General features: G+C 53.2%; 28 protein-coding genes and 1 pseudogene. 12 read left to right on the top strand and 17 right to left on the bottom strand.

The genetic code is table 11. The features are described from left to right. Positions 1 to 201, top strand: a complete 201-nt coding sequence (locus BMX04_RS19070) for a hypothetical protein (RefSeq protein WP_139194545.1) — start codon at positions 1 to 3, stop codon at positions 199 to 201. A 335-nt stretch (positions 202 to 536) separates the two neighbouring features. Here BMX04_RS19070 and BMX04_RS11850 read toward each other — a convergent pair whose 3' ends face one another. From BMX04_RS11850 to BMX04_RS11835, 4 genes are all read right to left on the bottom strand, one after another. After that, a complete protein-coding gene (locus BMX04_RS11850) occupies positions 537 to 1475 on the bottom strand; it encodes an alpha/beta fold hydrolase (protein ID WP_244888536.1) in 939 nt (312 codons plus the stop codon). 132 nt (positions 1476 to 1607) lie between these two features. After that, a complete protein-coding gene (locus BMX04_RS11845; protein ID WP_074786773.1) occupies positions 1608 to 2525 on the bottom strand; it encodes a PDR/VanB family oxidoreductase in 918 nt (305 codons plus the stop codon). Continuing rightward, positions 2522 to 3475, bottom strand: a complete 954-nt coding sequence (locus tag BMX04_RS11840; RefSeq protein ID WP_074786771.1) for a pyridoxamine 5'-phosphate oxidase family protein — start codon at positions 3473 to 3475, stop codon at positions 2522 to 2524. The genes BMX04_RS11845 and BMX04_RS11840 overlap by 4 nt, the downstream gene beginning before the upstream one ends. 57 nt (positions 3476 to 3532) lie before the next feature. Then, a complete protein-coding gene (locus BMX04_RS11835; RefSeq protein WP_074786769.1) occupies positions 3533 to 3910 on the bottom strand; it encodes a DsrE family protein in 378 nt (125 codons plus the stop codon). Positions 3911 to 4032: 122 nt separating this feature from the next. On the opposite strand from BMX04_RS11835, the gene BMX04_RS11830 reads away from it, so the two are divergent. Beyond that, on the top strand, positions 4033 to 4638 hold the full coding sequence (locus BMX04_RS11830; RefSeq protein ID WP_074786767.1) for a TetR/AcrR family transcriptional regulator: 606 nt from the start codon (positions 4033 to 4035) through the stop codon (positions 4636 to 4638). Here the strand turns inward: BMX04_RS11830 and BMX04_RS19415 are convergent. Continuing rightward, on the bottom strand, positions 4604 to 4909 hold the full coding sequence (locus BMX04_RS19415; protein ID WP_074786765.1) for a thioredoxin domain-containing protein: 306 nt from the start codon (positions 4907 to 4909) through the stop codon (positions 4604 to 4606). The genes BMX04_RS11830 and BMX04_RS19415 overlap by 35 nt on opposite strands. Before the next feature lie 157 nt (positions 4910 to 5066). Between BMX04_RS19415 and BMX04_RS11820 the strand changes: the two are divergent. Beyond that, a pseudogene (locus tag BMX04_RS11820) lies at positions 5067 to 5698 on the top strand (tyrosine-type recombinase/integrase). 295 nt (positions 5699 to 5993) lie between these two features. Here BMX04_RS11820 and BMX04_RS11815 read toward each other — a convergent pair. Then, positions 5994 to 6398 carry a winged helix-turn-helix transcriptional regulator gene (locus BMX04_RS11815; protein WP_074786763.1) on the bottom strand — a complete coding sequence of 135 codons (405 nt, stop codon included), beginning with the start codon at positions 6396 to 6398 and terminating at the stop codon, positions 5994 to 5996. Positions 6399 to 6488: 90 nt separating this feature from the next. Between BMX04_RS11815 and BMX04_RS11810 the strand changes: the two genes are divergently transcribed. Together BMX04_RS11810 and BMX04_RS11805 are read left to right on the top strand one after the other, a co-directional pair. Beyond that, positions 6489 to 6905, top strand: coding sequence for a 4-oxalocrotonate tautomerase (locus BMX04_RS11810; RefSeq protein ID WP_074786761.1), 417 nt, complete (start codon positions 6489 to 6491; stop codon positions 6903 to 6905). An 87-nt stretch (positions 6906 to 6992) separates the two neighbouring features. After that, positions 6993 to 7709 (top strand): cupin domain-containing protein, encoded by a 717-nt coding sequence (locus BMX04_RS11805; protein WP_074786759.1) that lies wholly within the window; start codon positions 6993 to 6995, stop codon positions 7707 to 7709. 246 nt (positions 7710 to 7955) lie between these two features. On the opposite strand, the gene BMX04_RS11800 is transcribed toward BMX04_RS11805, so the two are convergent. Genes BMX04_RS11800 through BMX04_RS11790 form a run of 3 tightly spaced genes read right to left on the bottom strand, consistent with a single transcriptional unit; the run spans position 7956 to position 9874 of the window. Then, positions 7956 to 8384: a DUF6326 family protein gene (locus tag BMX04_RS11800; RefSeq protein WP_074786757.1), complete on the bottom strand. Its 429-nt coding sequence runs from the start codon at positions 8382 to 8384 to the stop codon at positions 7956 to 7958. A 4-nt stretch (positions 8385 to 8388) separates the two neighbouring features. Then, complete coding sequence (locus BMX04_RS11795; RefSeq protein WP_074786755.1) at positions 8389 to 9090, bottom strand: DUF2306 domain-containing protein; 702 nt, start codon at positions 9088 to 9090, stop codon at positions 8389 to 8391. Between the two features lie 10 nt (positions 9091 to 9100). Next, positions 9101 to 9874, bottom strand: a complete 774-nt coding sequence (locus BMX04_RS11790) for a class I SAM-dependent methyltransferase (protein ID WP_074786753.1) — start codon at positions 9872 to 9874, stop codon at positions 9101 to 9103. A 96-nt stretch (positions 9875 to 9970) separates the two neighbouring features. Here BMX04_RS11790 and BMX04_RS11785 point away from each other — a divergent pair, with 96 nt between their 5' ends. Beyond that, positions 9971 to 10855, top strand: a complete 885-nt coding sequence (locus BMX04_RS11785) for a LysR family transcriptional regulator (RefSeq protein ID WP_074786751.1) — start codon at positions 9971 to 9973, stop codon at positions 10853 to 10855. A gap of 246 nt (positions 10856 to 11101) precedes the next feature. Here BMX04_RS11785 and BMX04_RS11780 read toward each other — a convergent pair whose 3' ends face one another. Beyond that, positions 11102 to 11974, bottom strand: coding sequence for a LysR family transcriptional regulator (locus BMX04_RS11780; protein WP_074786749.1), 873 nt, complete (start codon positions 11972 to 11974; stop codon positions 11102 to 11104). 94 nt (positions 11975 to 12068) lie between these two features. Between BMX04_RS11780 and BMX04_RS11775 the strand changes: the two genes are divergently transcribed. Next, positions 12069 to 12350 carry a DUF1330 domain-containing protein gene (locus BMX04_RS11775; RefSeq protein ID WP_074786747.1) on the top strand — a complete coding sequence of 94 codons (282 nt, stop codon included), beginning with the start codon at positions 12069 to 12071 and terminating at the stop codon, positions 12348 to 12350. Positions 12351 to 12489: 139 nt separating this feature from the next. Here the strand turns inward: BMX04_RS11775 and BMX04_RS11770 are convergent, their stop codons facing one another. The 7 genes from BMX04_RS11770 to BMX04_RS11740 all read right to left on the bottom strand — a co-directional run bounded on the left by BMX04_RS11770 (position 12490) and on the right by BMX04_RS11740 (position 16460). Further along, positions 12490 to 13059, bottom strand: coding sequence for a hypothetical protein (locus BMX04_RS11770; protein ID WP_074786745.1), 570 nt, complete (start codon positions 13057 to 13059; stop codon positions 12490 to 12492). Between the two features lie 161 nt (positions 13060 to 13220). After that, positions 13221 to 13544 carry an NIPSNAP family protein gene (locus BMX04_RS11765; RefSeq protein WP_338101070.1) on the bottom strand — a complete coding sequence of 108 codons (324 nt, stop codon included), beginning with the start codon at positions 13542 to 13544 and terminating at the stop codon, positions 13221 to 13223. An 11-nt stretch (positions 13545 to 13555) separates the two neighbouring features. Next, positions 13556 to 14059 carry a GFA family protein gene (locus BMX04_RS11760; RefSeq protein ID WP_074786741.1) on the bottom strand — a complete coding sequence of 168 codons (504 nt, stop codon included), beginning with the start codon at positions 14057 to 14059 and terminating at the stop codon, positions 13556 to 13558. Between the two features lie 44 nt (positions 14060 to 14103). Further along, positions 14104 to 14532, bottom strand: a complete 429-nt coding sequence (gene gloA, locus BMX04_RS11755) for a lactoylglutathione lyase (protein ID WP_074786739.1) — start codon at positions 14530 to 14532, stop codon at positions 14104 to 14106. A gap of 77 nt (positions 14533 to 14609) precedes the next feature. Further along, positions 14610 to 15095 carry a hypothetical protein gene (locus tag BMX04_RS11750; protein ID WP_074786737.1) on the bottom strand — a complete coding sequence of 162 codons (486 nt, stop codon included), beginning with the start codon at positions 15093 to 15095 and terminating at the stop codon, positions 14610 to 14612. A gap of 126 nt (positions 15096 to 15221) precedes the next feature. Then, entirely contained in the window at positions 15222 to 15653 is a 432-nt protein-coding gene (locus tag BMX04_RS11745) for a tautomerase family protein (RefSeq protein ID WP_074786735.1), read from the bottom strand. A 24-nt stretch (positions 15654 to 15677) separates the two neighbouring features. Continuing rightward, entirely contained in the window at positions 15678 to 16460 is a 783-nt protein-coding gene (locus tag BMX04_RS11740; RefSeq protein ID WP_217644468.1) for a YdhR family protein, read from the bottom strand. 153 nt (positions 16461 to 16613) lie between these two features. Here BMX04_RS11740 and BMX04_RS11735 point away from each other — a divergent pair, with 153 nt between their 5' ends. The 5 genes from BMX04_RS11735 (at position 16614) to BMX04_RS11710 (ending at position 19866) form a co-directional block, all read left to right on the top strand. Next, the gene (locus tag BMX04_RS11735) at positions 16614 to 17192 is read left to right on the top strand and encodes a TetR/AcrR family transcriptional regulator (RefSeq protein ID WP_074786733.1); all 579 of its coding nucleotides are present in this window, start codon (positions 16614 to 16616) and stop codon (positions 17190 to 17192) included. 130 nt (positions 17193 to 17322) lie between these two features. Next, positions 17323 to 17790: a nuclear transport factor 2 family protein gene (locus BMX04_RS11730; protein ID WP_074786731.1), complete on the top strand. Its 468-nt coding sequence runs from the start codon at positions 17323 to 17325 to the stop codon at positions 17788 to 17790. Between the two features lie 825 nt (positions 17791 to 18615). Then, positions 18616 to 18933 carry a hypothetical protein gene (locus BMX04_RS11720; RefSeq protein WP_244888534.1) on the top strand — a complete coding sequence of 106 codons (318 nt, stop codon included), beginning with the start codon at positions 18616 to 18618 and terminating at the stop codon, positions 18931 to 18933. A 64-nt stretch (positions 18934 to 18997) separates the two neighbouring features. Further along, positions 18998 to 19576 (top strand): lytic transglycosylase domain-containing protein, encoded by a 579-nt coding sequence (locus tag BMX04_RS11715; RefSeq protein ID WP_074786729.1) that lies wholly within the window; start codon positions 18998 to 19000, stop codon positions 19574 to 19576. Beyond that, a complete protein-coding gene (locus tag BMX04_RS11710; RefSeq protein WP_074786907.1) occupies positions 19576 to 19866 on the top strand; it encodes a TrbC/VirB2 family protein in 291 nt (96 codons plus the stop codon). Before BMX04_RS11715 ends, BMX04_RS11710 begins: the two co-directional genes overlap by 1 nt. Positions 19867 to 19871 lie beyond the last annotated feature (5 nt).

The following is a 19871-nucleotide window of genomic DNA, read 5'->3' as shown; positions in this document are numbered from 1 at the left end:
TTGCCCGAATTTGAGAATGTTCGCACAACGGCTGAAGCCATCGGCCGCGTTACGTGCATTAAAACAGGCGTTGAAATTGGCCTGCTCTATCAATGGGGCAACGGCGAAACGCAGGCCGCGCTGTATGGAGACGGCCTGCCTCAATCTGCAAGCTGCCCAGAGCAACAGGCAGAACCGGACCTTGGTGCAAATGGCAGCTAACGGCTGGAAAGAGCCCACAGGAGACCAACAGAATCTTCGCTGCGTGCGCTCGCAGCACGGTTCATGCTGCGACTGCTAAGAACTCGGCGCCGCAACGCGGCATGAAGACCAGCCGTCCATTCAAACTGCAGCATGGAAGCGCAGGTCAAGGATCAAGTCGCGGACAAAGTGTGAATTCGCGGCATTTGAACAAATGTCTGCAAGTGGAAGCTAGGACAATGCGGCACACCAGCCTGATTGCTACACACTCTAGTGACTGCGCTAATCGTTCCTAACAATATAAATTGGGAAGATCAGAGACGGCCCAATGCGTTGTTTGCATTGGGCCAGACAGATCACTCAATGACTTCACTTGCTATAAAGTCAATGATTTCCGCCGCGATGAAATCGCGATGAGTTTCCAAGGCGAAATGACCTGTATCGAGGAGATGGGTCTCGATGGTGTCAAGATCGCGTGCATAAGGACTGGCACCTTCGACTGGGAAAATATGGTCTCCTACGCCCCAGACCACGAGCGCCGGAGGCTGATGTTCGCGAAACAGCTTCTGCCAATCTGCATAGAGTGGCACATTGGTGCCATAGTCGAGGAACATTTGAAGTTGAATGTCCCGGTTACCAGGCCGATCCATGCCAAACTGGGCGTGGATCGCGTCGTCGGGGGACACCAGTTCCAGTGAATGTTCAGGAACGCCGTGCGAGTACTGCCATTGCGTGACCTCATATTCAAAGGTTGGGCGGAGCGCATTTCCATTTTCAGAAGTTGGATTTGCCCAATAGGTTTTCAGCGGGTCCCAAAACTCGCGTAGACCCTCTTCGTACGCATTTCCGTTCTGAATCACGAACCCTGTAACCCGATCTGGGTTCTCTGCGAAAACACGAAATCCGACGGGTGCACCGTAGTCCATGAGATATAGCGCATAACGGTCTTCGCCCTTTGCCTCGAGAAATCCGTTCATCAGCTCGGCGAAAGTTGCAAAGGAATAATCGAAGTCTGCAAGCGCAGGCGCATCAGATCGCCCATAGCCGGGGTAATCCGGAGCAAGGACATGATAGTCTTCTGCCAGAACCGGAATCAGATCGCGGAACATATGGCTTGATGTTGGAAAGCCGTGCAAAAGAACGATGGTCTCATTTGCCGGATCGCCTGCTTCGCGATAAGCAATGTTGATCCCATCGACATTTTCAACTCGATGCCGACTTCTTGTCAGGCTTTCATCTGGTGCGATCAATTGGGAGTCAGCGATGGCTGTGGTCGGTATCGAAGTAGAAAGCATAAGGGTCGATGCGAGTAGTGCGGAAACTGCGCTGAGATGTATTGTAGACATTGTTCAAGTTCCTTGGTTTGGGTCCGAGTGTAGACCGAGTTCGGGCAAGCCCCGCCCGCGGGGATCTTTTCTGTCGAAGAGTCAGATATTTAGTCTTAGGGTGTCGGTCTTAGCGCGCGATACACAGGTGCAGAGCCCATGCGCGCGTTGAGCCGGCGTTAGACAATGATCTCGGTGGTCCGCTTCACCTGCCAGCAGTTCGATGTGGCATGATCCGCATGTGCCTCGACGGCATTCAAATGGTGCCCAGACCCCTGCATCGAGCAAAGCATCCAGAATTGTAGTGCCTGCCGGCACCGTTACAGTGGTGCCGGTCATGGCCAACTGGAGTTCGATGCGAGTGTCGGATCTTTTTGTTACTGCACCAAAGCTTTCGAAATGGATGTGACTATCGAGCCATCCACGCGCCGACGCACCTATACGGACTGCCTCAATAAGGGGGCGCGGGCCACAAACGTACAGGTGCGTGTTGCGATCAAGGCCATCCAAAAGGAGCGGGACATCGAGCGTCGGTTTGCGATCGCGGTCGAGATACCGACTGACACGGTTGGATGAGAAAGGAAGTGGCAGCAGGCGGCCTTCAACCTGACCTGAATAGTGAAGTTCCCATTCGGCTTTTTCGATTTCCAGCCGTTCGATCATCGACAGGAACGGCGTGATACCGATGCCGCCCGCAATAAACACGCTATGAACTGCATTCGTCTCTAAGCGGAAAGCGTTCTGTGGTGCGGACGCGTCGACAACGTCACCAACGGCCAGCTGATCATGAATATAGGCGGAGCCTCCGGTTCCGGGGCTGGTTCGAAGAACGCAGATCGAGTAACGACTTAGATCGTCGGGATAAGACGTTAGCGAATATCGCCGAACCATCCCTGCGAAGGACAGTTCAATATGCGCCCCCGGGTCAAATGACGGCAAGTCTCCTGATGAAGGATCAATTAGGTCCAGCTGAAGCGTGTCTTCTGCTATTTGGCCTCGTTTTGCTACGATCAGCCTCATAGCGCAGCCGCTGTATTGCTGGGGTTGAATGGAGAAGGGTTAGGCGCAGACCATCCGCTCACAGGTGCGCCAGTCGTGACGATCCAGCGTTCGGGCCTGAAAATCCACCAACGACCGGTTCCACCGGTCGGGTCGTTTTTGCTTGTAACGGTCTGAGACAAATGAAGTTCGACTTGACCCACAAGAGCGAGTTGCCGGCCGGAGTTAAAGTCGGGGAAGACCAGTCCGGCTGATGGATCAAGCGAGAGGTTTCCCAATGTGTTGAACATTGAGTTTCCAGAAAAATCTGGCACGATAAGTGAGCCGTCCTCGACACGTACAAATCCGGGTGTTCCGCCCCTGTGTGAGACATCGAGCCGCCCATCAGGACCAGCGCTCGCTACAAACAATGTGTCCGCGGCCTCGATGAGCGCTTCAAGTGTAGGGTCTAGATTAGTTCCGGTCGTGACGGCGATTGGTTGGAGACTGCCGCAATCACCCTTAGGTGTTCGTTTCTGGATGTATTTTGGACAGGCAGGATATGCTTCCACGACCTGGATTCTTATCCGTCCGACATCTAGCTTGGTGACCCTGCCATTGACCCGCAACCGTCTGCGTGTGGCCAGTTCAATGAAGAGTGCGCCGACGTGATCACCTTCCAAGATGCGGTCCAAAGGACCATCGGGTGGAAGAGGACCAACCTCGGCCATTGACAGATTTAGTGAAGTGCGATCTTCCGAGACATTTGCAAATCCCGCCAGGCCAGAAAGAATGACCGGCCAAAGAGACCCAGTGTTGTCCCGTCGCACGATCACGATCAGGGTCTGAGCAGCAACGAAGGACACTGCCAGGGCGGGTATCCGATCAGAAATGACACCGCCGTTCATGACAGCCGCGGCACGTTCTCCGGTTAGCTCCTGAATGGCGCGTTCGCCTTCATGAAATGGATCGTGTTTAAGTGTTTCGGACATAAGATTACCCCGCTTTGATGGCACCGGCCGACCGAGGAGGTCGACCGGCGGCTATGGTCAGAATGTGATGAGCGTGTCGCCAGCGGCCACGTAGGCGGATAAGTCAAGAACCCCAGTTGTGCCGGGAATATCCTTGTCGCGCACCAGTTTCAGGCCCGATGCCTCGGCTTCCTCTGTGGCGCCGAACACATCAGCGCAACCGCCACACACACCACGGACCTTGTCTTCGACCGCTTTGAAGGCAGCGTGTGCCGGGTGATCCGGCTTGACAATCTCAGCGGCCCAGCGGGCACCTGCGCCTTGGAAAATCAGGTCCACGTCCACTCCGCGATCCTTGAGTTCAATGGTCAGAAACAGTGCGTTGAAGAGGCGTCCTAGAGCTTCATCGGAGCCGGAAGATGGATCAGAGAAGACAGCGATTGCAGTTTTGGTCATGAGAATATTCCTATGGTTAAGGTTTAATTACCGAACGAACGGTAAAAAACACTTCACTCTTTTCAACCGAATGGTCAAGTGTTATATACTGATCGTTCGGTAACTTACTTGTGAGACAATAGATGGGCAGACCCGCACTAGTTCAGGACGATGATCTTTTGCAGAGACTGAGTCTGACCTTCCGAGACGTGGGTTTCGAAGCCGCGTCCATGGCAATCTTGTCTGAGAGGACAGGGTTGAAGAGACCGAGCCTTTACCACCGGTTTCCGGGCGGTAAGGAGCAGATGGCTCAGGAAGTGCTCACAGGAGCGCATGACTGGCTCGATAAGAATATATTGCAGGTTTTGAGATCTGATAGCGCTCCAGAAGATAGAATTAACGATATGATAAAAGCGCTAGATCGATTTTATGAAGGTGGTCGTCGGGCATGCCTGCTCAACATGTTGTCGTCACCTTCTGGCGAAGGCGGAAGGTTTGCCGACGCGGTTCATCAAACATTGACCTGCTTTATCGAGGCACTGGGCAAATGTGTGGAAGACTCGGGCCGTGCTTCGCCAGAAGCAAAGGCTGTGGCGCTCAAAGCTGTTAGTCTAATTCAAGGTAGTCTTGTCGTTTCGCGCGGTTTGGGTACAACTAGCGCATTCGAAGCGGCTCTTGAAGACTTGCCTAACTTGCTTCTTACTTCAGAATCCGCTACGCCCAAAGCATCCCGACCTGCGCGCCAATGACCATATCAGAAACATGTCCCATATGTTCTGCACACAATCTTCTCTCCTGGTCGAGCAACCACAAGGTCGGTGTCCCGCGCTGTGACCAGGTATCCATCGAACGCGGAATCGGCCCGTTGTCGTTTGGCATGTCGATCCCGACCGGAAGGGTCACTTTGAACTCATGCAGGAATGTTTCGATTGAGACCCGCGTCATCGCTGGACGATGCTCAAACACGGTATGAAGACCGATCACGGCGACATAGCTGTTTTGCTGCCATTCGTGCATCATGCAGCATCGGTCAAGAAGGGCTCGAAGCGGCCCAATGCATTTGCAGAAATACCGCTTGCCAGCGACTTCGGACACCAGCCGTTCAACAGGATGCTATGCTCTTGTTGTCAGCGCGGTGCTGATTTGTGGGTTTGGAGGGAGGATTGGAGGGCGTATAATGCGAAGAGTCCAACTTCCCGCAGTCACCCCAAAACACAAAGCATGGAACAAAGGGCGGATAATAGGTCAGAAACGACCGCTCCTTCCCAACAAGTGTGGGCCATACGTGCCCGGCTCGAACTTGCAGGTTATCTTCGCGATCTTGCGCTGTTCAACGTCGCAATTGATAGCAAACTGCGTGGTTGCGATCTGGTCACTCTCGCCGCCACGGATTTGGTCAAGGAGGATCGCGTGCGTGAACGGGTGTCAGTGATCCAAAGCAAAACCAAGAAGCCAGTTCAGTTTGAACTGACTGAAAACACGAGGGATAGCGTCATTGCATGGGCAAAATCACCCGAGATGATCGGATGCCGCTTTATGTTCCCGAGCCGTTTTCATAACCGTCCGCATATCTCAACACGTCAATATGGTCGACTTGTGCGTGACTGGGTAACAGCGATTGGTCTGGAACCCAGCGGATACGGCACACACTCGATGCGCCGCACCAAAGCTGCGGAAATTTACCGCAAAACGGGCAACCTTCGCGCCGTGCAGCTTTTGCTTGGCCACACGAAGGTAGATAGCACGGTGCGTTATCTGGGCGTTGAGCTGGAAGATGCGCTAAGCATAGCAGAACGGATCGACATCTGATCGTCGTTGGCGGGCGGTTGCAGCCGTTCGCCAACCCAGAACGGACCTAGGAGTTTCATGCCACGGTCGGCGGTAGCGAGCCCATTCTGTGAGTTGGATTTTCGCGCTGCGTGCGCTCGCAGCACTAAAAATGTAGCGTGAGCGTGAAGTCTAGTGCCGCCTTGCCGTGGGAAAACCGGCCATTCATGCAGATCGCAGCAAGCACGAGTGGTCGAATTCACAGACTGCGGGACGAACTCGCCGTTCTGACAATGAAACCAAATGCTAAATTCTCGTGTTTCTCCAAAATCCCGCACTAGCCCTTGCGTAGCTTCGCTTCGAACCCGCTACGGTCACGAAGAATCTTCTCTAAAACTTCACGCATCGCATTCGGTCGATAGTCGTAGACACCACTCCAAATCACGATCTCCAGAATAATGGGTGCAAGGTCTCGTCCCTTTTGAGTGAGGTGGTAGACGAAACTGCGACGGTTATTTGGATCGCGATATTTTTCAACAATCGCGTCATTTTCAAGTTGTTTCAGACGACTGATCAGAATGTTTGTGGCAATGCCTTCATCAGCTTGAAGGAACTCGCTGTAGGTCCGTTTACCGTTAAGCATGATCTCTCGGATGATGAGCAAAGTCCACTTATCCCCAAAGACATCAAGCCCATAGGAAATGGGACAGCCGGACGAGCGTCTATTTGTTTTAGGTTTCATCTCACCTTTTTAAACAAATAACTTGCAAAATGCAATACCTGTAGCTATCGACATACGTATTGCATTTTGCAAGTTAAAAGGAGAAATCAAATGCCAATCACTCTGACGCTGACTGAGGGGGTACTTCCCGAAGGACAAGAAGCCGTCGCCATCGCCAAAATTACGGAATCATTCCTCAAACATCACGGCATGAGCGGGAACACTGTGATGACCCCAAACGTAACCGCGCACGTCGCTATGCTACCTGAGGGTCACACCTTTGCCGGTGGTAAGCTAGTTAAGGGGGCTTGGGTTGAAACCAAAACCCCATCGTTTGCCTTGGCGGACCGCTCCGTGCAGATGTCGTTTTTTGGGGAAGCGGTACAAATTCTTCATGATCTATCGAATGGCACACTCGCGAAGGATCACATCTGGGCGAACGGCGTTCATGCGGTTGATGGTACATGGAATATCAACGGTAGCCCCCTGACCAACGCCGAAATCGGTGACGCTGTGTCCGCTGGATAACATAGTCCGTCAACTTCAATACAGTTAACAACACACAAAACGACGCGTGGACGGAATCTCCACACCGATCGTAAAAGGATATCAGATATGACTTTGAACTCAAACATCTCAAGGGTCTTCGCCATTGCAGCGTTGGCCCTAGCCGCGACAAATTTTGCGGGCGCGGCAAAAGCAGAAGAGGCGAATTTTGTTAAACTGATGACGGCGAATTTTTTGCCACGTGATGTGGCTCAGGTTGAAATTGGGGCTTTCCGGTTTTTGCCTGGCCAGATCGCTCCCATTCATACCCACGTTGCGCCCGCCGTTGGCTACGTAGCAAAAGGCTCTATAGTCTATCAAGCCGAAGGAGGAAAACCAGTCGTTCTGCGCGAAGGCGATGCATTCTATGAGCCTGCAGGGCCTCGCATTTTACGATTTGATAATGCTTCTGCCACTGAAACAGCGTTATTTTATGACTTCAGCCTAGAGCAAACCGGGGAACCATTTTTTGTACTTGAAGAGCAACCCAGACGACCCATTGATAGATCCGGCCTTCCAACGGTCGATATTGGAGGTAAAACTATCGATCATGTGGACGTTTACGAGACCGAGCTGGAAAGTGGGCAAACTGTAACTTTAGAAAACTCTGACCCGACAATTTTTCTGGTTGCGCAAGGAGTCATCGATGTTCAAATCGATGAAACCACATCACAACACCTTGTGACTGGGGAGACCTTTGCTATGCCGTCATCCGGCTCGAATGCCTCGTTAACAAATGCGTCATCCGAAGTAGAAGCCAAAGTGATTTCGTACGTCTTGCGCTAAGCTGGTGAAGTACAAACTTCCTTCGCAAACGATGATAAATCCAACTTCGTAATTTGTGACTGGCGGAGCTTATTGGCTTCGCCAGCTCACTCCAATTTCAATGGAAGAGTTATGCAATCCAATGCGCAATCAGCTGAACAGCCATCGCGTAGAGGCCATGCTGGGTATGTTCTTACAGCCAAGCGAAACTAAATTCTCATAAGCACGGCGGCTATCGGTGTTTAGTCCCGATGTTGGACCAAGCGGTCAGACGCCGGTTGATTGCGATGTTGTTGCATCTATCTGCTCTGGGGCTTGCAACTGCGATGCTATCCCAACAATGGCAATTATAGCGATCAACTGAATACTCATGAAAAAGACGTTGTCGTGGTCAGGTTGGAGATTCATCGCAACGATCATGGCGGCCGTCAAAAAGCCCACCACGATGTTCGCCCATCGATTGAATCCACGTGGCAGAAGCAACGCAAGGACGGTCATCAAGATCGGGATCTCTATCATGATCCAGCCTAACAGCATCAACATTTCTGTCACGACTACGCCGTCAATTGTGCCAGACATCATCTGTTCCAGCATACCGGGGCGGATCAACTCGTGAATGTCGCGCGCAAAAAAATTCAGGATAACGAAGACCCAAAGGATCGACAAAAGGATACGGGGATTCCCATTTTGGTACATTATTTCAAGTCTCTTCTCTTGGTGTCGAAGGGCGTACAGCGATCAGTGATCGTTTCTTCTGCGGTCGCTTTGCGGGTCTCAACATTGAGCGGATCAAGATTTCTGCGCCAAGCAGATTAAGCACCCAAGCAAAGATCATAAGTCCGTCGCGCAGAGGGCCCATCGCCTCGGAACCCGTAGCAATGATCCAAGTGATGCCGATGACGGTTTGGGTCGCTGCACCTTGCCCAATGGCGTAGGCCCGCACCATTGATGCGCTATGTCGATAGATGTTGCGAGACCTGATAGCGATCACTGCCCAGATGATCAGCGCAAGCATCGACGTGCCCAGAACGATCCGCACCCAGTAAAGCGAGGCACCTTGAAGCGCCTCGGTAAATACATAGAAGTGCGTCATCCACAAACCACTGAGAGCCGCAACACACCCAGCCATTGCGATCACCCGCCCGATCACCCGATGCGCGGCCGGACGCTGGTGTCGGATGCTTGGCAAGAACTGAAGCGCACCGACGACGCAAAATAGAAAACTGCTCAGGATGTGGAGAATGATGGGTGTAGGAGCCAATAACGCCCGTGGGTTCATTGGTGCGATTTGTGGCCCACCTGCGAGCTCAAGAACCCGAATCAATCCACCAAAGGAGGGTATAAACGAATAGACAAAGATGAGACCAAAGAATGCCCACTCAGATTTTTGCAAACGTATCATAGGGAACCTTTCACTGAGCGTCTGGTAACGTGGTGCGTCGCGCCCAAAATGCCGTGCTTGCGGTACCGGCACAGGACGTGAAGTGAACAGGTTGGCATCCAATGTCGGCGAGGTCGCAATCCTGCAACCAAGCAATTCCTTGTTGTTCAGTGATCGCCCATGTTCGCCACTTCAGCTGGACAAAGCCTCCGAAAATCGAGGGGCGTGTCATGCATACGAAAATCATTCCGCCTGGCTTAAGTACACGGATCATCTCTTTGAGTGCGCGTTTTGGGGCTGACAGATGCTCGAGGACATGCGCGGCCATGACCACGTCGAATGACTGATCGTCATAGGGCAACGACAATACATCCGCTTGCTGAAGTTGAGGGCGTAGCCCTGCGTGCCGCATCATCGTGCTGGCCTGCACAATCATATCAGCAGAGGTATCAATTCCATGGTAATCAACCTGATTTTCCAGAATTCCGTGGAGTGCAATCGACAGGCTGCCGTTTCCGATGCCGCAATCAAGGATACGTGGCTTTGGTCCAACTTGCGTAAGACCCTTCGCGATCTGAGATATCATAAGCGGCTGTTGATACGCAGCAGTCAGTTGGAACCGACGTGCGGTGCGTTCCCAACGGCCCGACATTGCATCATATCTCCTGGTAAGGTCCGTCGTAGAAAGCGGATGCCTGCTAATGCGAACTTCCCAAGAGCCGATGCGACGCGTTGCCATAGGAATTGCCTGTTCCATCGCGGGGGTATTCGATAGAAAAAGGCTTTTGGTGTCGAGCTGCGTCATCTTTTTTGCCTGCTTAAAGTTGGTCGATAACCATTTATAGACCGCAGCTTACCAATACGAAATTGCGTAACTATCTTGGTGTGGTATACAAAAATAATGGAGTGGAGACGATCAGCCTTCGATTGGAATCAAGCACGGGCGTTTCTCGTCACCGCTGAGGAAGGGTCGCTATCCGCGGCTGCACGCGCACTTGGGCTTACGCAGCCAACGCTGAGCCGACAGGTCGCGGGCCTTGAAGAGGCGCTTGGCGTGACACTTTTTGAACGGACATCGCGCGCGCTTTTGCTGACACAATCAGGCATAGAATTGCTTGCGTATTTTCGGATGATGGGCGATGCGGCGAACAACATATCCGTTGCCGCGACGGGCCAATCCGAAGCGGTGACCGGACACGTGTTGATCTCTGCTACAAATCTGATGGCGACATATTTTTTGCCACCTGTCTTAAAGAACTTGCGCAAAACCGCGCCGGATCTTCAGATCGAGATTATCGCGTCAAATGAGTTGAGCGATCTGCGACGGCGAGAAGCTGATATCGCGATCCGTCATAGTCGACCCAAAGACGAGGCCCTATTTGCAAAGCGGTTAAAGGGAACAACTGCGCATCTGTTTGCGTCAAAGCAGTATCTCGACGAAGTTGGACGCCCCAAGACGCTCACTGATCTGGAGAAGTTAAAGTTTGTGGGTTTTGACGAACCTGCGCTACGGCTTGGATTGATGGCGTCACGCGGGCTGAACCTGACGACAGCCAATTTCAATTTCTCGACGTCGAGTACCACGGTAGCGCTCGAACTTGTCCGGCAGGGCTTTGGGATTGGCATTTTTCCGATCGAGATGGGCGCGGCTTATCCAGAACTCGAAAACCCATTTCCGGGGTTTGAACCCATCAGTATTGAAACATGGCTGGTGGCGCACCGCGAACTCAGAACAAATCTGCGCATCCGCTTGGTTTTTGATCTGCTGGCAGAAGGCATTGGGTAAGACCAATAAGGGGTGGGATAATCACTTGGCCCGCATGCGAGCATCTGTTCACGGCGAATAGAAAGCTCTCATTCTCGGCATGGGTGATTATTTCCTCGAGGCTGGTAATAATAACTTCGACATTCAACCTACCAAAAAGGACTTTACCTGCATCGCAGAGGATTCGTTAGATTGGTTCCAAATCTGGCGACGAAATGAAGGCGTACTATTTTCCATGACCGCCCCAAAATCTCCGCTAGTCTAAAATCAACCGATGAACTTTTGTCGATCAGCCCTGCAACGTTTGATCAGAATTTTGCGGAAGGCTTCCACTTTTTTGGAAGGCCAGACGTCTGGATGCCCGACGACCCAGATATCCGCATAGGGTTGTGGCGGCAACACAGGCACTTGCACAAGACCGGCAGAGCACCGCCCAAGAAACATCGGCATTCTTACTACGCCCAAACCCGCTTGCGCTGCGCCGACCATCGCCACCATATCATCAAACCGCAGGTAGACACGGTTGTTTGGGAAATCATCCGAAATCCCCTTTGGCACGTCCGGATGGCTGTCATAGACAACCCAGTTGATCACCGCCGACGCGTCAGCGGCAATGCGCTCTGCCACCTGAGGACTGCAAAAGCTGGCGGAATGTTGGCTCAGTAATCTGAGACCCGTCAATGTATCACCAGGGCTTCGGCTTATGCGAATAGCAAGATCGGCCTCGCGCCGCGTCAAATCCAGCAGATCGTTCGTGGCCAAGACACGCAGTTCAATCTGCGGAAATGTTTTGGCAAACTGATCAATCACCGGAACTAAAAATTTCGCAATGAGCAATTGGGGAGCTGTTATCGTCAAGGGCCCCGAAAGCGCACTTTCAGAGCCTTGCAAGTGCCGCATCAGGCTGTGTTCTGCGTCTTCCATCTGGCTCGCATGTTTGGCCATCAGCTGCGCCGCTTCCGTTGCCTGATACCCATCAGGCAAGCGTTCAAAAAGTCGCTGGTTCAACGTTGTTTCTGCCCGTCTAATGCGGCGCGCGACGGTCGTGTAATTGACATCAAGGGCCTTGGCGGCAGCCGCCAGCGAACGGTGGCGCACCAACATCATTACCGTACGAAGATCATCCCATGCAATACTCACCCATGCGTTTTCGCATGTCGTCTATGCAGTTGCACGCGTTTTCACCTGCCGCAGGATTGATATGTATTCAACGTACAAAATAAAGGAGCCACCCATGATCTACGCTTACGCAAAACTCACGATTACCAATCCAGACGCTTTAGCCCAATATCGCGATGTGGCAGGTCCAGCTTTGGCCAAACATGGTGGAAAAGTTGAAAGCACCGCCCGCGATTGTACTGTGCTGGACGGCACGCCGGACATACCAAATGTCGCAGTCTTGTTAAGTTTTCCAGATAAAGATGCAGCACTCGCATGGGCCAACGATCCGGAACTTGAGGATGTACATGCTTTGCGCCGTAACGCGGGTGGATCAGATATTCATCTTCTCGGTTAGTCCGCGCGTTCAAAATATGAAGGCGGGTCATCTAAAAAATTGTTGGCTGCGCATTCCTAGAGTTCATAGACAAAATGGCCGAAAAACAAGTCGAGCATCGTACCGAAGATCGCTGATCTTAGGGTCCGTCCACAAGGACCTACTTTTGCAGGTCTTTCGCGTCGATCGGCAGTATGACGTGCTCCATCGGTGTTCCCCCCCACATGACATAGGGGCCGCCAGCAACGGGGCCAGGCGGAAGATCGGCAAGAACGTCCATGTCTGGAAAAAGCAGCATGACATGTGCGCCCTCTTGTCGCCACACACCGCCATCGTTCGGATCAGTTGCCATCGGGTTATCGACGTTCAACCACGGGTCACCGGCCATCATATACGCGACACCAATCACATCGGTTGTGAACTCAGTTCCTAACGCCATTGCCGCCATCCATTTCATCCAAACAGGGTCATTGCACATTGGGTGCTTATCGCCTGGGATCAATCCAACACCTGGTATACACACCCATCTGTTTATGCCTGAGCGCAAAATTGTGCCGTCGACGTCCATAATCGTGGCCTCGTTCGTGATGTCCGACGGAGCCGCAGAGATCGCGCGTGCGATTTTGGCCTCAGTAGTTTCGGCGTTGGAAACTGTGGCCCCGCTGAGTAGTACAATCGACAAAATTGCGGTCGTGAAAAATCTTTGAGAGCGGATTATGGTGTTCAACATGTTGGTAACTCCATTGATGGGTTGTCAAATCTGCGTGAATCGATTTATCGAAGCCGCACCACTTTTCGGGGCGGCGTCATTATTCGCTTTTTGCGTATGCCTTTGCTGAGTCACAGCATGGTCATTTATGAATGCTTGCTTCGTGTCCGGTAGACGATGCATTACGCCTGTGGCTCAAGAACACCTGATATATCTCCGTCCAGAACAGGCCGCAGGAAATGTCTATCGTACCGAAGGATGCACTTGGTTCTGACGGCAAAATCATATGCCGCCTTGCAGTCCGGATCGGCAGCGCTGTCTGTGCGATAAGTTTCATAAGCCGCCAGAGACGGGAATGAAAATGCCGCAAACGCCAGATCATTTGGTCCTTCGTGTGGCAGGAAATATCCATGATGGGTGCCCCCAAATCGCTTTACCAGAGGGATCCATGCTTTTGCGTAGATCTCAAAGTCGGAGACTTTCGCAGGGTCAATCTTATAGGTCACGTGACAGGTAATCATGATTTCTCCGATCTGGTTTTGTTGCTGTTTTTCGTTAGCAGGGGTTTTGCACTCATAGGCTCTGATCCCAGACCCTCCGGGAACGCCGCGTGTGTGGAGACCTGCTCCAGACCAGATGCCCACGCGGGTTGCTCTGAGGCGAATATTCTTACCCGTTCGACCACATTAACCGGGGCGCTCAGAGATCCAGCCGGAACGATCATCTTTGTTCCGTCACCATTTGGCCAAGGAACGCCCGACCCGCAGACCCGGCAGAACGACTTGGAGATATCCCGCCCCGGCACTTGGTAGCTGACGATATCGCCCGTGCCCGCTAGCCAGTCGAACCCTTTGATGCTCACGAACAGATTGGAAGCAAAAGCCGATCCGGTGATTTGGCGGCACTGATCACAGCTGCACAGAAACAGTTTTTCGAACGTGTTGATAACCGCGAACGAGACGGCACCACACAGGCAGCCGCCCTTGATTTTTTGAACCGGTCGGTTGTCTGGAGAGGTCATCACCTGCGCCTTTCATAGTGCATCACGCCGCCTGTTTTCGCGCGCTACTTAGCCGTTTCGATCAGCTCAATGCTATATCCGTCGGGGTCGTTCAGAAACGCGATAACTTCTTTTTCACCAGTCTCGGTGGGCGCGAATTTCATCGGACCTGCTGGTCTTGTGACTCTTACACCCATCTCTGTCAGACGCTCGCAAGCCGCGTAGATATCCGATACTCCCAGTGCGATATGACCGTAGCCGGTGCCGTGCTGATAGCTGGTTTCGTCCCAGTTCCATGTCAATTCAACCGTGGGCGCTGACGGGCTGTTGCCGTATCCCATAAAGACTAAGGTGAAACGACCTTCGGGGAATGTCTCGCGCCGAATCTCGCGCATACCCAACGCGTCTTGGTAAAAAGCGATTGAGCGATCAAGATCGCCCACACGCACCATTGTGTAAAGAATGCTTGTAGGAAGGTTAGGTTGTTCAGTCATTTAAATGGTCCTTGCGAGAAGTAAGATGCCGACAAGCCGCGACACGCGGCTTGTCGGCGAAAGCACGTGACTTAGGCTTATTGGCAAACTTCGCCGCTGTAACGGACCAAGCCTTCCATGTTGTTCGGGTCGCGCAAATCAACGAGGCCGTAGCTGCTGAAAGAACCGTTGGCACCCTCCATCGTGCCGCGTCCGGTACCCTCTTGGATATCATAGGTAATCTCGAGCATGAAACGTCCGGGCTTGCCCGGTACAGATGTCAAAATCCCAAGATCCTTGGTCAGGAACGCGCCGCCATCGGCACGGCCAAAGTAATGCTCCATGTCCATTTCGAGGCCCGTAGCTGTTTCGCGCTGGCCAGTGATTTTGCCCGCGGCGTTTTGTACTGTGCCCGTCAACGTGGCGGAGATAATAATAGGATTGCCTTCACCTTCTGCGAAGAAATTAGGGACTGCGACGCCACCGATAGGGGCGCAAACACCTGTAGCGGCGGATGCGCTTGTGGTTCCTGAAAGAGAGATACCGGAAGCCAGTGCCAGTGCAACGAGCGATAGTCGTATCATGTTATTTTCCTTTGATTAAGTTATGTTGAGACGTGGTCGTTTCGATAGGGCGCGTGCTCCCATGCGCTGGCCCAGATTAGGGGCCAACAGCTTGTTCTAAATAAATTATTGGGTTGGCTTCGCCGCTTAGGCGGCCTTGATTTCCATCACCTGCTGGATGTCACCAAGGCGAAAAACCTGTCCCGCACCGGCCCAGCCGCCGTCTGTCACCTCATAAAGCATGGCCCAGTGGTTCAGCCTGCCGTCGTAGAGACCAACAATATCATCAACGATGCGCCCGATCTCAGCGACGAGGCTCTTTCTGGTCTCGTCGTTCAGTGCACCCTGTGGCGTTGTCACAGCAATGCGAAACGGAGGTTTTTCCTGCGGCGCGCCGCCGACATAAAACGTTCCCTGAGGTTTTTCATTGAAGTGTGCCCAAACCAAAGACTGCCCGCCTGCACTTTCCAATGGAGCGCCTTCAGCCTTGAGCACGGCGTTTGAGAGTTTCGACATCAACGCGTCTTGCTGCGATTTATCCAGATCACCCTCTGGGGCGTCTACTTGAATGAGTGGCACGGTTCTTTCCTTTTCTTGGTTGAGTTAAGTGTAATATGGAGAACGGAGCCCGCGGCTGGCAGCTTCAGCGACTTTTGCGTCAAACACGCGGGTGTAGAAGGCCGCGTTCATCTTCGCTGCGGTTTTTGGGAAATCATCAACCGCAAAGGCAAGCGCATTCTCGACGGTGTCAAATGCGTCAACACCGCCAAGAGTATTTGTGTTCAAACCACTCAGCCACAGCTTGGAAATCAATCCTTTTTGCTGCTTTAGAACAGGGTTTCGACCCTGCCACGGAGCTTTTTCAAAAGGCACATTGACCTGGACCTCGGTGTAGACAAAGGCACCGGGGGCCTGAGTTGGGACAGCCCCAAAATGCGGCGAACCCATATCGCGACTTGCATCCTCAACGACGCTGGCATCAAACACGCGGGTTGTCTGAGCGACGCCGAGGTTTCGGGCAACTGCAGGGAAAAAGGTGGTGCAATAGCGCTGCGCTGTCTCAACACTGTCAAAGCTGTAGATGCCACCAACCGAGTTATTCCCTACCCCCGAAAACCACGTTTTGTTGAGAAAACCCGGCTCATTCGCGATCTGATCGTTCAACTCCTGCCATCGAGCATTCTCGAACGGAGCAGAAATTTGCAATTCTGTGTAGACGAATGCTCTGGGGGTCATGTGGTTTTCTCCGTTGTTAACTGCGGCACCGGCCATCACCAGCTTGCCGCCTGGTGCAAGGTTGGTGGCGGCCGCGGCCGCTACCGCGCCCACAATGACTTTGCGGCGGCTGATCCCTGTTTCGATTTGCGACTTTGTCTGGTGCTTCATCGGGCTTTCCTTTGTGACAGCAGCGCGCGGTTTGATTGGTTGCGTTGCGGTGGAACTGAATATATAACGATCACTATAAACTAACTATATAACGATCGTTATGTCGTCAAGAAAAAAATACCGATCGCTATATAAAGGCCGAAAGGACAGCGGATGGCGCAGTTACCAACGAAGAAAGAGCAAACCCGCGCGCGCATTCTGGACGCTGCAAGCCAGAGCTTTAGAAGCAGTGGTTATGCGGGAACTGGAGTTGACGGCATTGCCAAGACTGCCGGTGTCACTTCAGGCGCATTTTATGCTCATTTCGGATCGAAAGATGGTGCGTTTGAAGCCGCGCTGGCGACTGGGCTGGACGAGGTGATTCAGAGCATTCCGAACTTTCAAAGCGAGTTTGGAGCTGCTTGGGTTGGTGCCTTTGCCGATTACTATCTAGGTGAGGCGCACCGTAATGACCTCGCCTGCGGCTGTGCGATGACAACACTTTCACCCGAAGTTGCACGGGCTGATCCCGATATGCACACGGCTTATGAAGCGAAAATGAACCGAATTGTGAGTCTGATTTCCGATGGTTTGAGTGGTAACTCAGAGGAGGCTCGACACACACGGGCCTGGGCGATGTTAAGTACACTGATCGGCGGGCTGACGCTCTCACGCGCAGTTGCAAATCCCGACATCGCGAACCGGATCGCAGAAGCGGCCCACGCAACTGCATTGGCCGCCTCCCAAGACTGAATTTCTGGCCAAGCCTTCCGAAGGCTGAAGTTGTTATTAAACTTCCGTTAGGCACTTTACCCTTCGCCAGACAACCCTCGGGACCTCTGTAATCCCGCTTTGACCCCGAACCCTGAAAGGACACAATTCCATGCAAAACCGCCGCCCATTGCCGCCTTTCACCCGCGACACCGCTTTGCAAAAGGTGCGCCTCGCCGAGGACGGCTGGAACTCACGTGACCCCGCCAAAGTCGCCACGGCCTACACGCTCGACACCGAATGGCGCAATCGCGTGACCTTTGTGACCAACCGCGAGGAGGCGGAAGCGTTCCTGAAAGCAAAATGGATACGAGAACTCGACTACCGCCTGATCAAAGAACTCTGGGCCTTTACCGACGACCGCATCGCTGTCCGCTATGCCTATGAATGGCACGATGACAGCGGCAACTGGTTTCGCTCATACGGGAATGAGAACTGGGAATTTGCCAAAATCGGGCTGATGCAAAGCCGCTTTGCAAGCATCAATGACCTGCCGATTGCTGAAGCCAACCGCAAGTTTCATTGGCAGCAAGGTCGTAGGCCAGACGACCATCCGGGGCTTTCTGAACTGGGTTTGTGAATGCGTGAAAATTGGTAGTTCGAGTAAAACATCGGTGAGGGTAGATCAGCTGCTGACCGGTCTGCGCATTTCACTCATTTATTTACACCGCAATATTGAAGACCTCGAGCCCGAAGTTACAAACTGCACCGCAGCAACCCAGTTATAGGACAGACCTTCGCGAATTGAAGGTTTCGACTATGGCCAAGTCACCGCCTATAAACGGCCGCTCTCGCGATACGCGCTGCGTCGCAGAGCTAGCATCGCTGTGATGGATGCACGTTGCTGCACTCGCATCCGCCGCACCAGCAAAAGGCAGGATTGTCCGCATTTGCGACCTTCCCCGCCATGATGATGAGTGGCCGCTTTTACGTTGACGCACCCCCCCTCAAACTATCACTCCCCAAAACTTCTAAAACGCGCGCATAGTCTTTGCTGAGCTCTCGCGCTTGCTCAAACACCCCACGTCGCTCCTCGACCTGGCACCGAAAATACTGCTCGACATCGTCGAAGTATGTCTCTGCGTCGCGTCTCAACAAGTCAGCATACGCCCGAACATCACCGGCATCGGTGGGCATAAAGGGCACTATCGGAGGTAAACAATTCCCTGCGACTGAGGCAGATCCCCAGCTCAAAACGGCCAGAACCGCCCATGTCTGTTTCAAAATCCCCATATTACCTTGGCTCAGCCACTCCGTTGCAGTAAGTTCGTTTCAACGCATAAAGAGCGCATTAAATCAAAATGCACCTCTTGATTGCAAGATTATAATCATGTATCGATCTGGTAGTCCATGAGGGACTGCCGGGTCCATGCACAGTTCTGCAAGGCTCGTTTCAATGAATTTGATGCAAGACGCCCCCAATGTTGTTAGCGAAGAAGGGCTGCGCACACTGCTTGCCGAGGGACACTCGGCGGATGTCGTGTGCCGCGTTACGCCCAAACGAACAAGTGCTCAGTGGTCCGGGATTTGGACCGTGCATTGCGTCTCGCCTGACGGCGAGACGCGCCGCCTGCTCGTCACTGCACGCAACAACATGGCCGCGCGAGAATTCAAGACAATCAACGGCTTATCGAGCTTCCTTGCTGGGCTGGACGTATCGGTCATTTCAATCCCTATGGTCGAAGGCAAAGTCGCTTCTCACAAGCCAGGCGACACCGACTAAAGCACTTGCCGTCCTTGCTGCGCTCATCGCAGCCCCAGCTGGCGCTGAAGGTTTTGTGCTCTCAATGCGGGCTGATGGCCAGTTGGAAACCAAAGCTCCTCAGTCTGGATTCGCACAAAGCTACATCGACGGCGTAGGCGCGAATGCATCAGAGCCGACCGTCTTCGCAGCGCCTGAACCGCAAGCGCCCCGCACTTCTCCTGCGCCAGCAATCCCCCGCCCCGAAATCCTCGCTGCCCTTGAAAGCACCGCGCATCGCTATGGCGGGCACCCCGCGCTGCGGCGTGCAGGTCTGTCTGTTTCCGAATGGCAGACGCTATTTCAAGCGAATATCGAGATCGAAAGCGCCTATCGCGCAAACGCACGCAGCTCTGCAGGCGCGATCGGCCTCGGCCAATTGATGCCAGCCACAGCTGCGCAGCTTGGTGTGGACCCTCACGACTGGCAGGCCAATCTGGATGGCTCTGCTCGATACCTTCTGATGATGCTTGCCCAATTTGGCACGCCGGAACTTGCACTTGCGGCTTACAACGCGGGGCCTAACGCGGTCGCGCGCTACGGCGGTATTCCCCCTTACCAAGAAACCCAAAATCACGTGCGCCGTGTCATGGCCGCGCGTGATCGACTGACTGGAGCCTCATGATGCACACACAAATCCGCATGATCCTTTCGCTGGCTCTGGCCAGTTTGATGATTGCCAATCCCGCGCTCGCGCAAAGCATCGACCTCTCACCGGTGCAAAACCTTCTGCAAGGCATTGTCGACACGATCACCGGCCCCTTGGGCATCGTGATCGGAACCTTGGCTCTGATCGGTGTGTTCCTGTCCTGGCTCTTCGGGATTTTGGACTTCCGCCAAGCCCTTTGGGTGCTCATCGCAATCGCGGGCATCGCGGCTGCGCCGACCATCGTGACCGCCATCTGGGGCGCGTGAATCCG

Source organism: Roseovarius tolerans (assembly GCF_900109855.1).
Taxonomy (GTDB): Bacteria; Pseudomonadota; Alphaproteobacteria; order Rhodobacterales; family Rhodobacteraceae; genus Roseovarius; species Roseovarius tolerans.
This window is presented reverse-complemented; position numbering and strand designations above follow the sequence as displayed.

What these genes read in the sequence shown, in the direction of transcription:
- BMX04_RS11850 (WP_244888536.1), bottom strand. Translation starts at nt 1,475, where the DNA reads ATGCTTTCTACTTCGATACCGACCACAGCCATCGCTGACTCCCAATTG.
- BMX04_RS11845 (WP_074786773.1), bottom strand. Translation starts at nt 2,525, where the DNA reads ATGAGGCTGATCGTAGCAAAACGAGGCCAAATAGCAGAAGACACGCTT.
- BMX04_RS11840 (WP_074786771.1), bottom strand. Translation starts at nt 3,475, where the DNA reads ATGTCCGAAACACTTAAACACGATCCATTTCATGAAGGCGAACGCGCC.
- BMX04_RS11835 (WP_074786769.1), bottom strand. Translation starts at nt 3,910, where the DNA reads ATGACCAAAACTGCAATCGCTGTCTTCTCTGATCCATCTTCCGGCTCC.
- BMX04_RS11830 (WP_074786767.1), top strand. Translation starts at nt 4,033, where the DNA reads ATGGGCAGACCCGCACTAGTTCAGGACGATGATCTTTTGCAGAGACTG.
- BMX04_RS19415 (WP_074786765.1), bottom strand. Translation starts at nt 4,909, where the DNA reads ATGATGCACGAATGGCAGCAAAACAGCTATGTCGCCGTGATCGGTCTT.
- BMX04_RS11815 (WP_074786763.1), bottom strand. Translation starts at nt 6,398, where the DNA reads ATGAAACCTAAAACAAATAGACGCTCGTCCGGCTGTCCCATTTCCTAT.
- BMX04_RS11810 (WP_074786761.1), top strand. Translation starts at nt 6,489, where the DNA reads ATGCCAATCACTCTGACGCTGACTGAGGGGGTACTTCCCGAAGGACAA.
- BMX04_RS11805 (WP_074786759.1), top strand. Translation starts at nt 6,993, where the DNA reads ATGACTTTGAACTCAAACATCTCAAGGGTCTTCGCCATTGCAGCGTTG.
- BMX04_RS11800 (WP_074786757.1), bottom strand. Translation starts at nt 8,384, where the DNA reads ATGTACCAAAATGGGAATCCCCGTATCCTTTTGTCGATCCTTTGGGTC.
- BMX04_RS11795 (WP_074786755.1), bottom strand. Translation starts at nt 9,090, where the DNA reads ATGATACGTTTGCAAAAATCTGAGTGGGCATTCTTTGGTCTCATCTTT.
- BMX04_RS11790 (WP_074786753.1), bottom strand. Translation starts at nt 9,874, where the DNA reads ATGACGCAGCTCGACACCAAAAGCCTTTTTCTATCGAATACCCCCGCG.
- BMX04_RS11785 (WP_074786751.1), top strand. Translation starts at nt 9,971, where the DNA reads ATGGAGTGGAGACGATCAGCCTTCGATTGGAATCAAGCACGGGCGTTT.
- BMX04_RS11775 (WP_074786747.1), top strand. Translation starts at nt 12,069, where the DNA reads ATGATCTACGCTTACGCAAAACTCACGATTACCAATCCAGACGCTTTA.
- BMX04_RS11770 (WP_074786745.1), bottom strand. Translation starts at nt 13,059, where the DNA reads ATGTTGAACACCATAATCCGCTCTCAAAGATTTTTCACGACCGCAATT.
- BMX04_RS11760 (WP_074786741.1), bottom strand. Translation starts at nt 14,059, where the DNA reads ATGACCTCTCCAGACAACCGACCGGTTCAAAAAATCAAGGGCGGCTGC.
- gloA (WP_074786739.1), bottom strand. Translation starts at nt 14,532, where the DNA reads ATGACTGAACAACCTAACCTTCCTACAAGCATTCTTTACACAATGGTG.
- BMX04_RS11750 (WP_074786737.1), bottom strand. Translation starts at nt 15,095, where the DNA reads ATGATACGACTATCGCTCGTTGCACTGGCACTGGCTTCCGGTATCTCT.
- BMX04_RS11740 (WP_217644468.1), bottom strand. Translation starts at nt 16,460, where the DNA reads ATGAAGCACCAGACAAAGTCGCAAATCGAAACAGGGATCAGCCGCCGC.
- BMX04_RS11735 (WP_074786733.1), top strand. Translation starts at nt 16,614, where the DNA reads ATGGCGCAGTTACCAACGAAGAAAGAGCAAACCCGCGCGCGCATTCTG.
- BMX04_RS11730 (WP_074786731.1), top strand. Translation starts at nt 17,323, where the DNA reads ATGCAAAACCGCCGCCCATTGCCGCCTTTCACCCGCGACACCGCTTTG.
- BMX04_RS11720 (WP_244888534.1), top strand. Translation starts at nt 18,616, where the DNA reads ATGCAAGACGCCCCCAATGTTGTTAGCGAAGAAGGGCTGCGCACACTG.
- BMX04_RS11715 (WP_074786729.1), top strand. Translation starts at nt 18,998, where the DNA reads ATGCGGGCTGATGGCCAGTTGGAAACCAAAGCTCCTCAGTCTGGATTC.
- BMX04_RS11710 (WP_074786907.1), top strand. Translation starts at nt 19,576, where the DNA reads ATGCACACACAAATCCGCATGATCCTTTCGCTGGCTCTGGCCAGTTTG.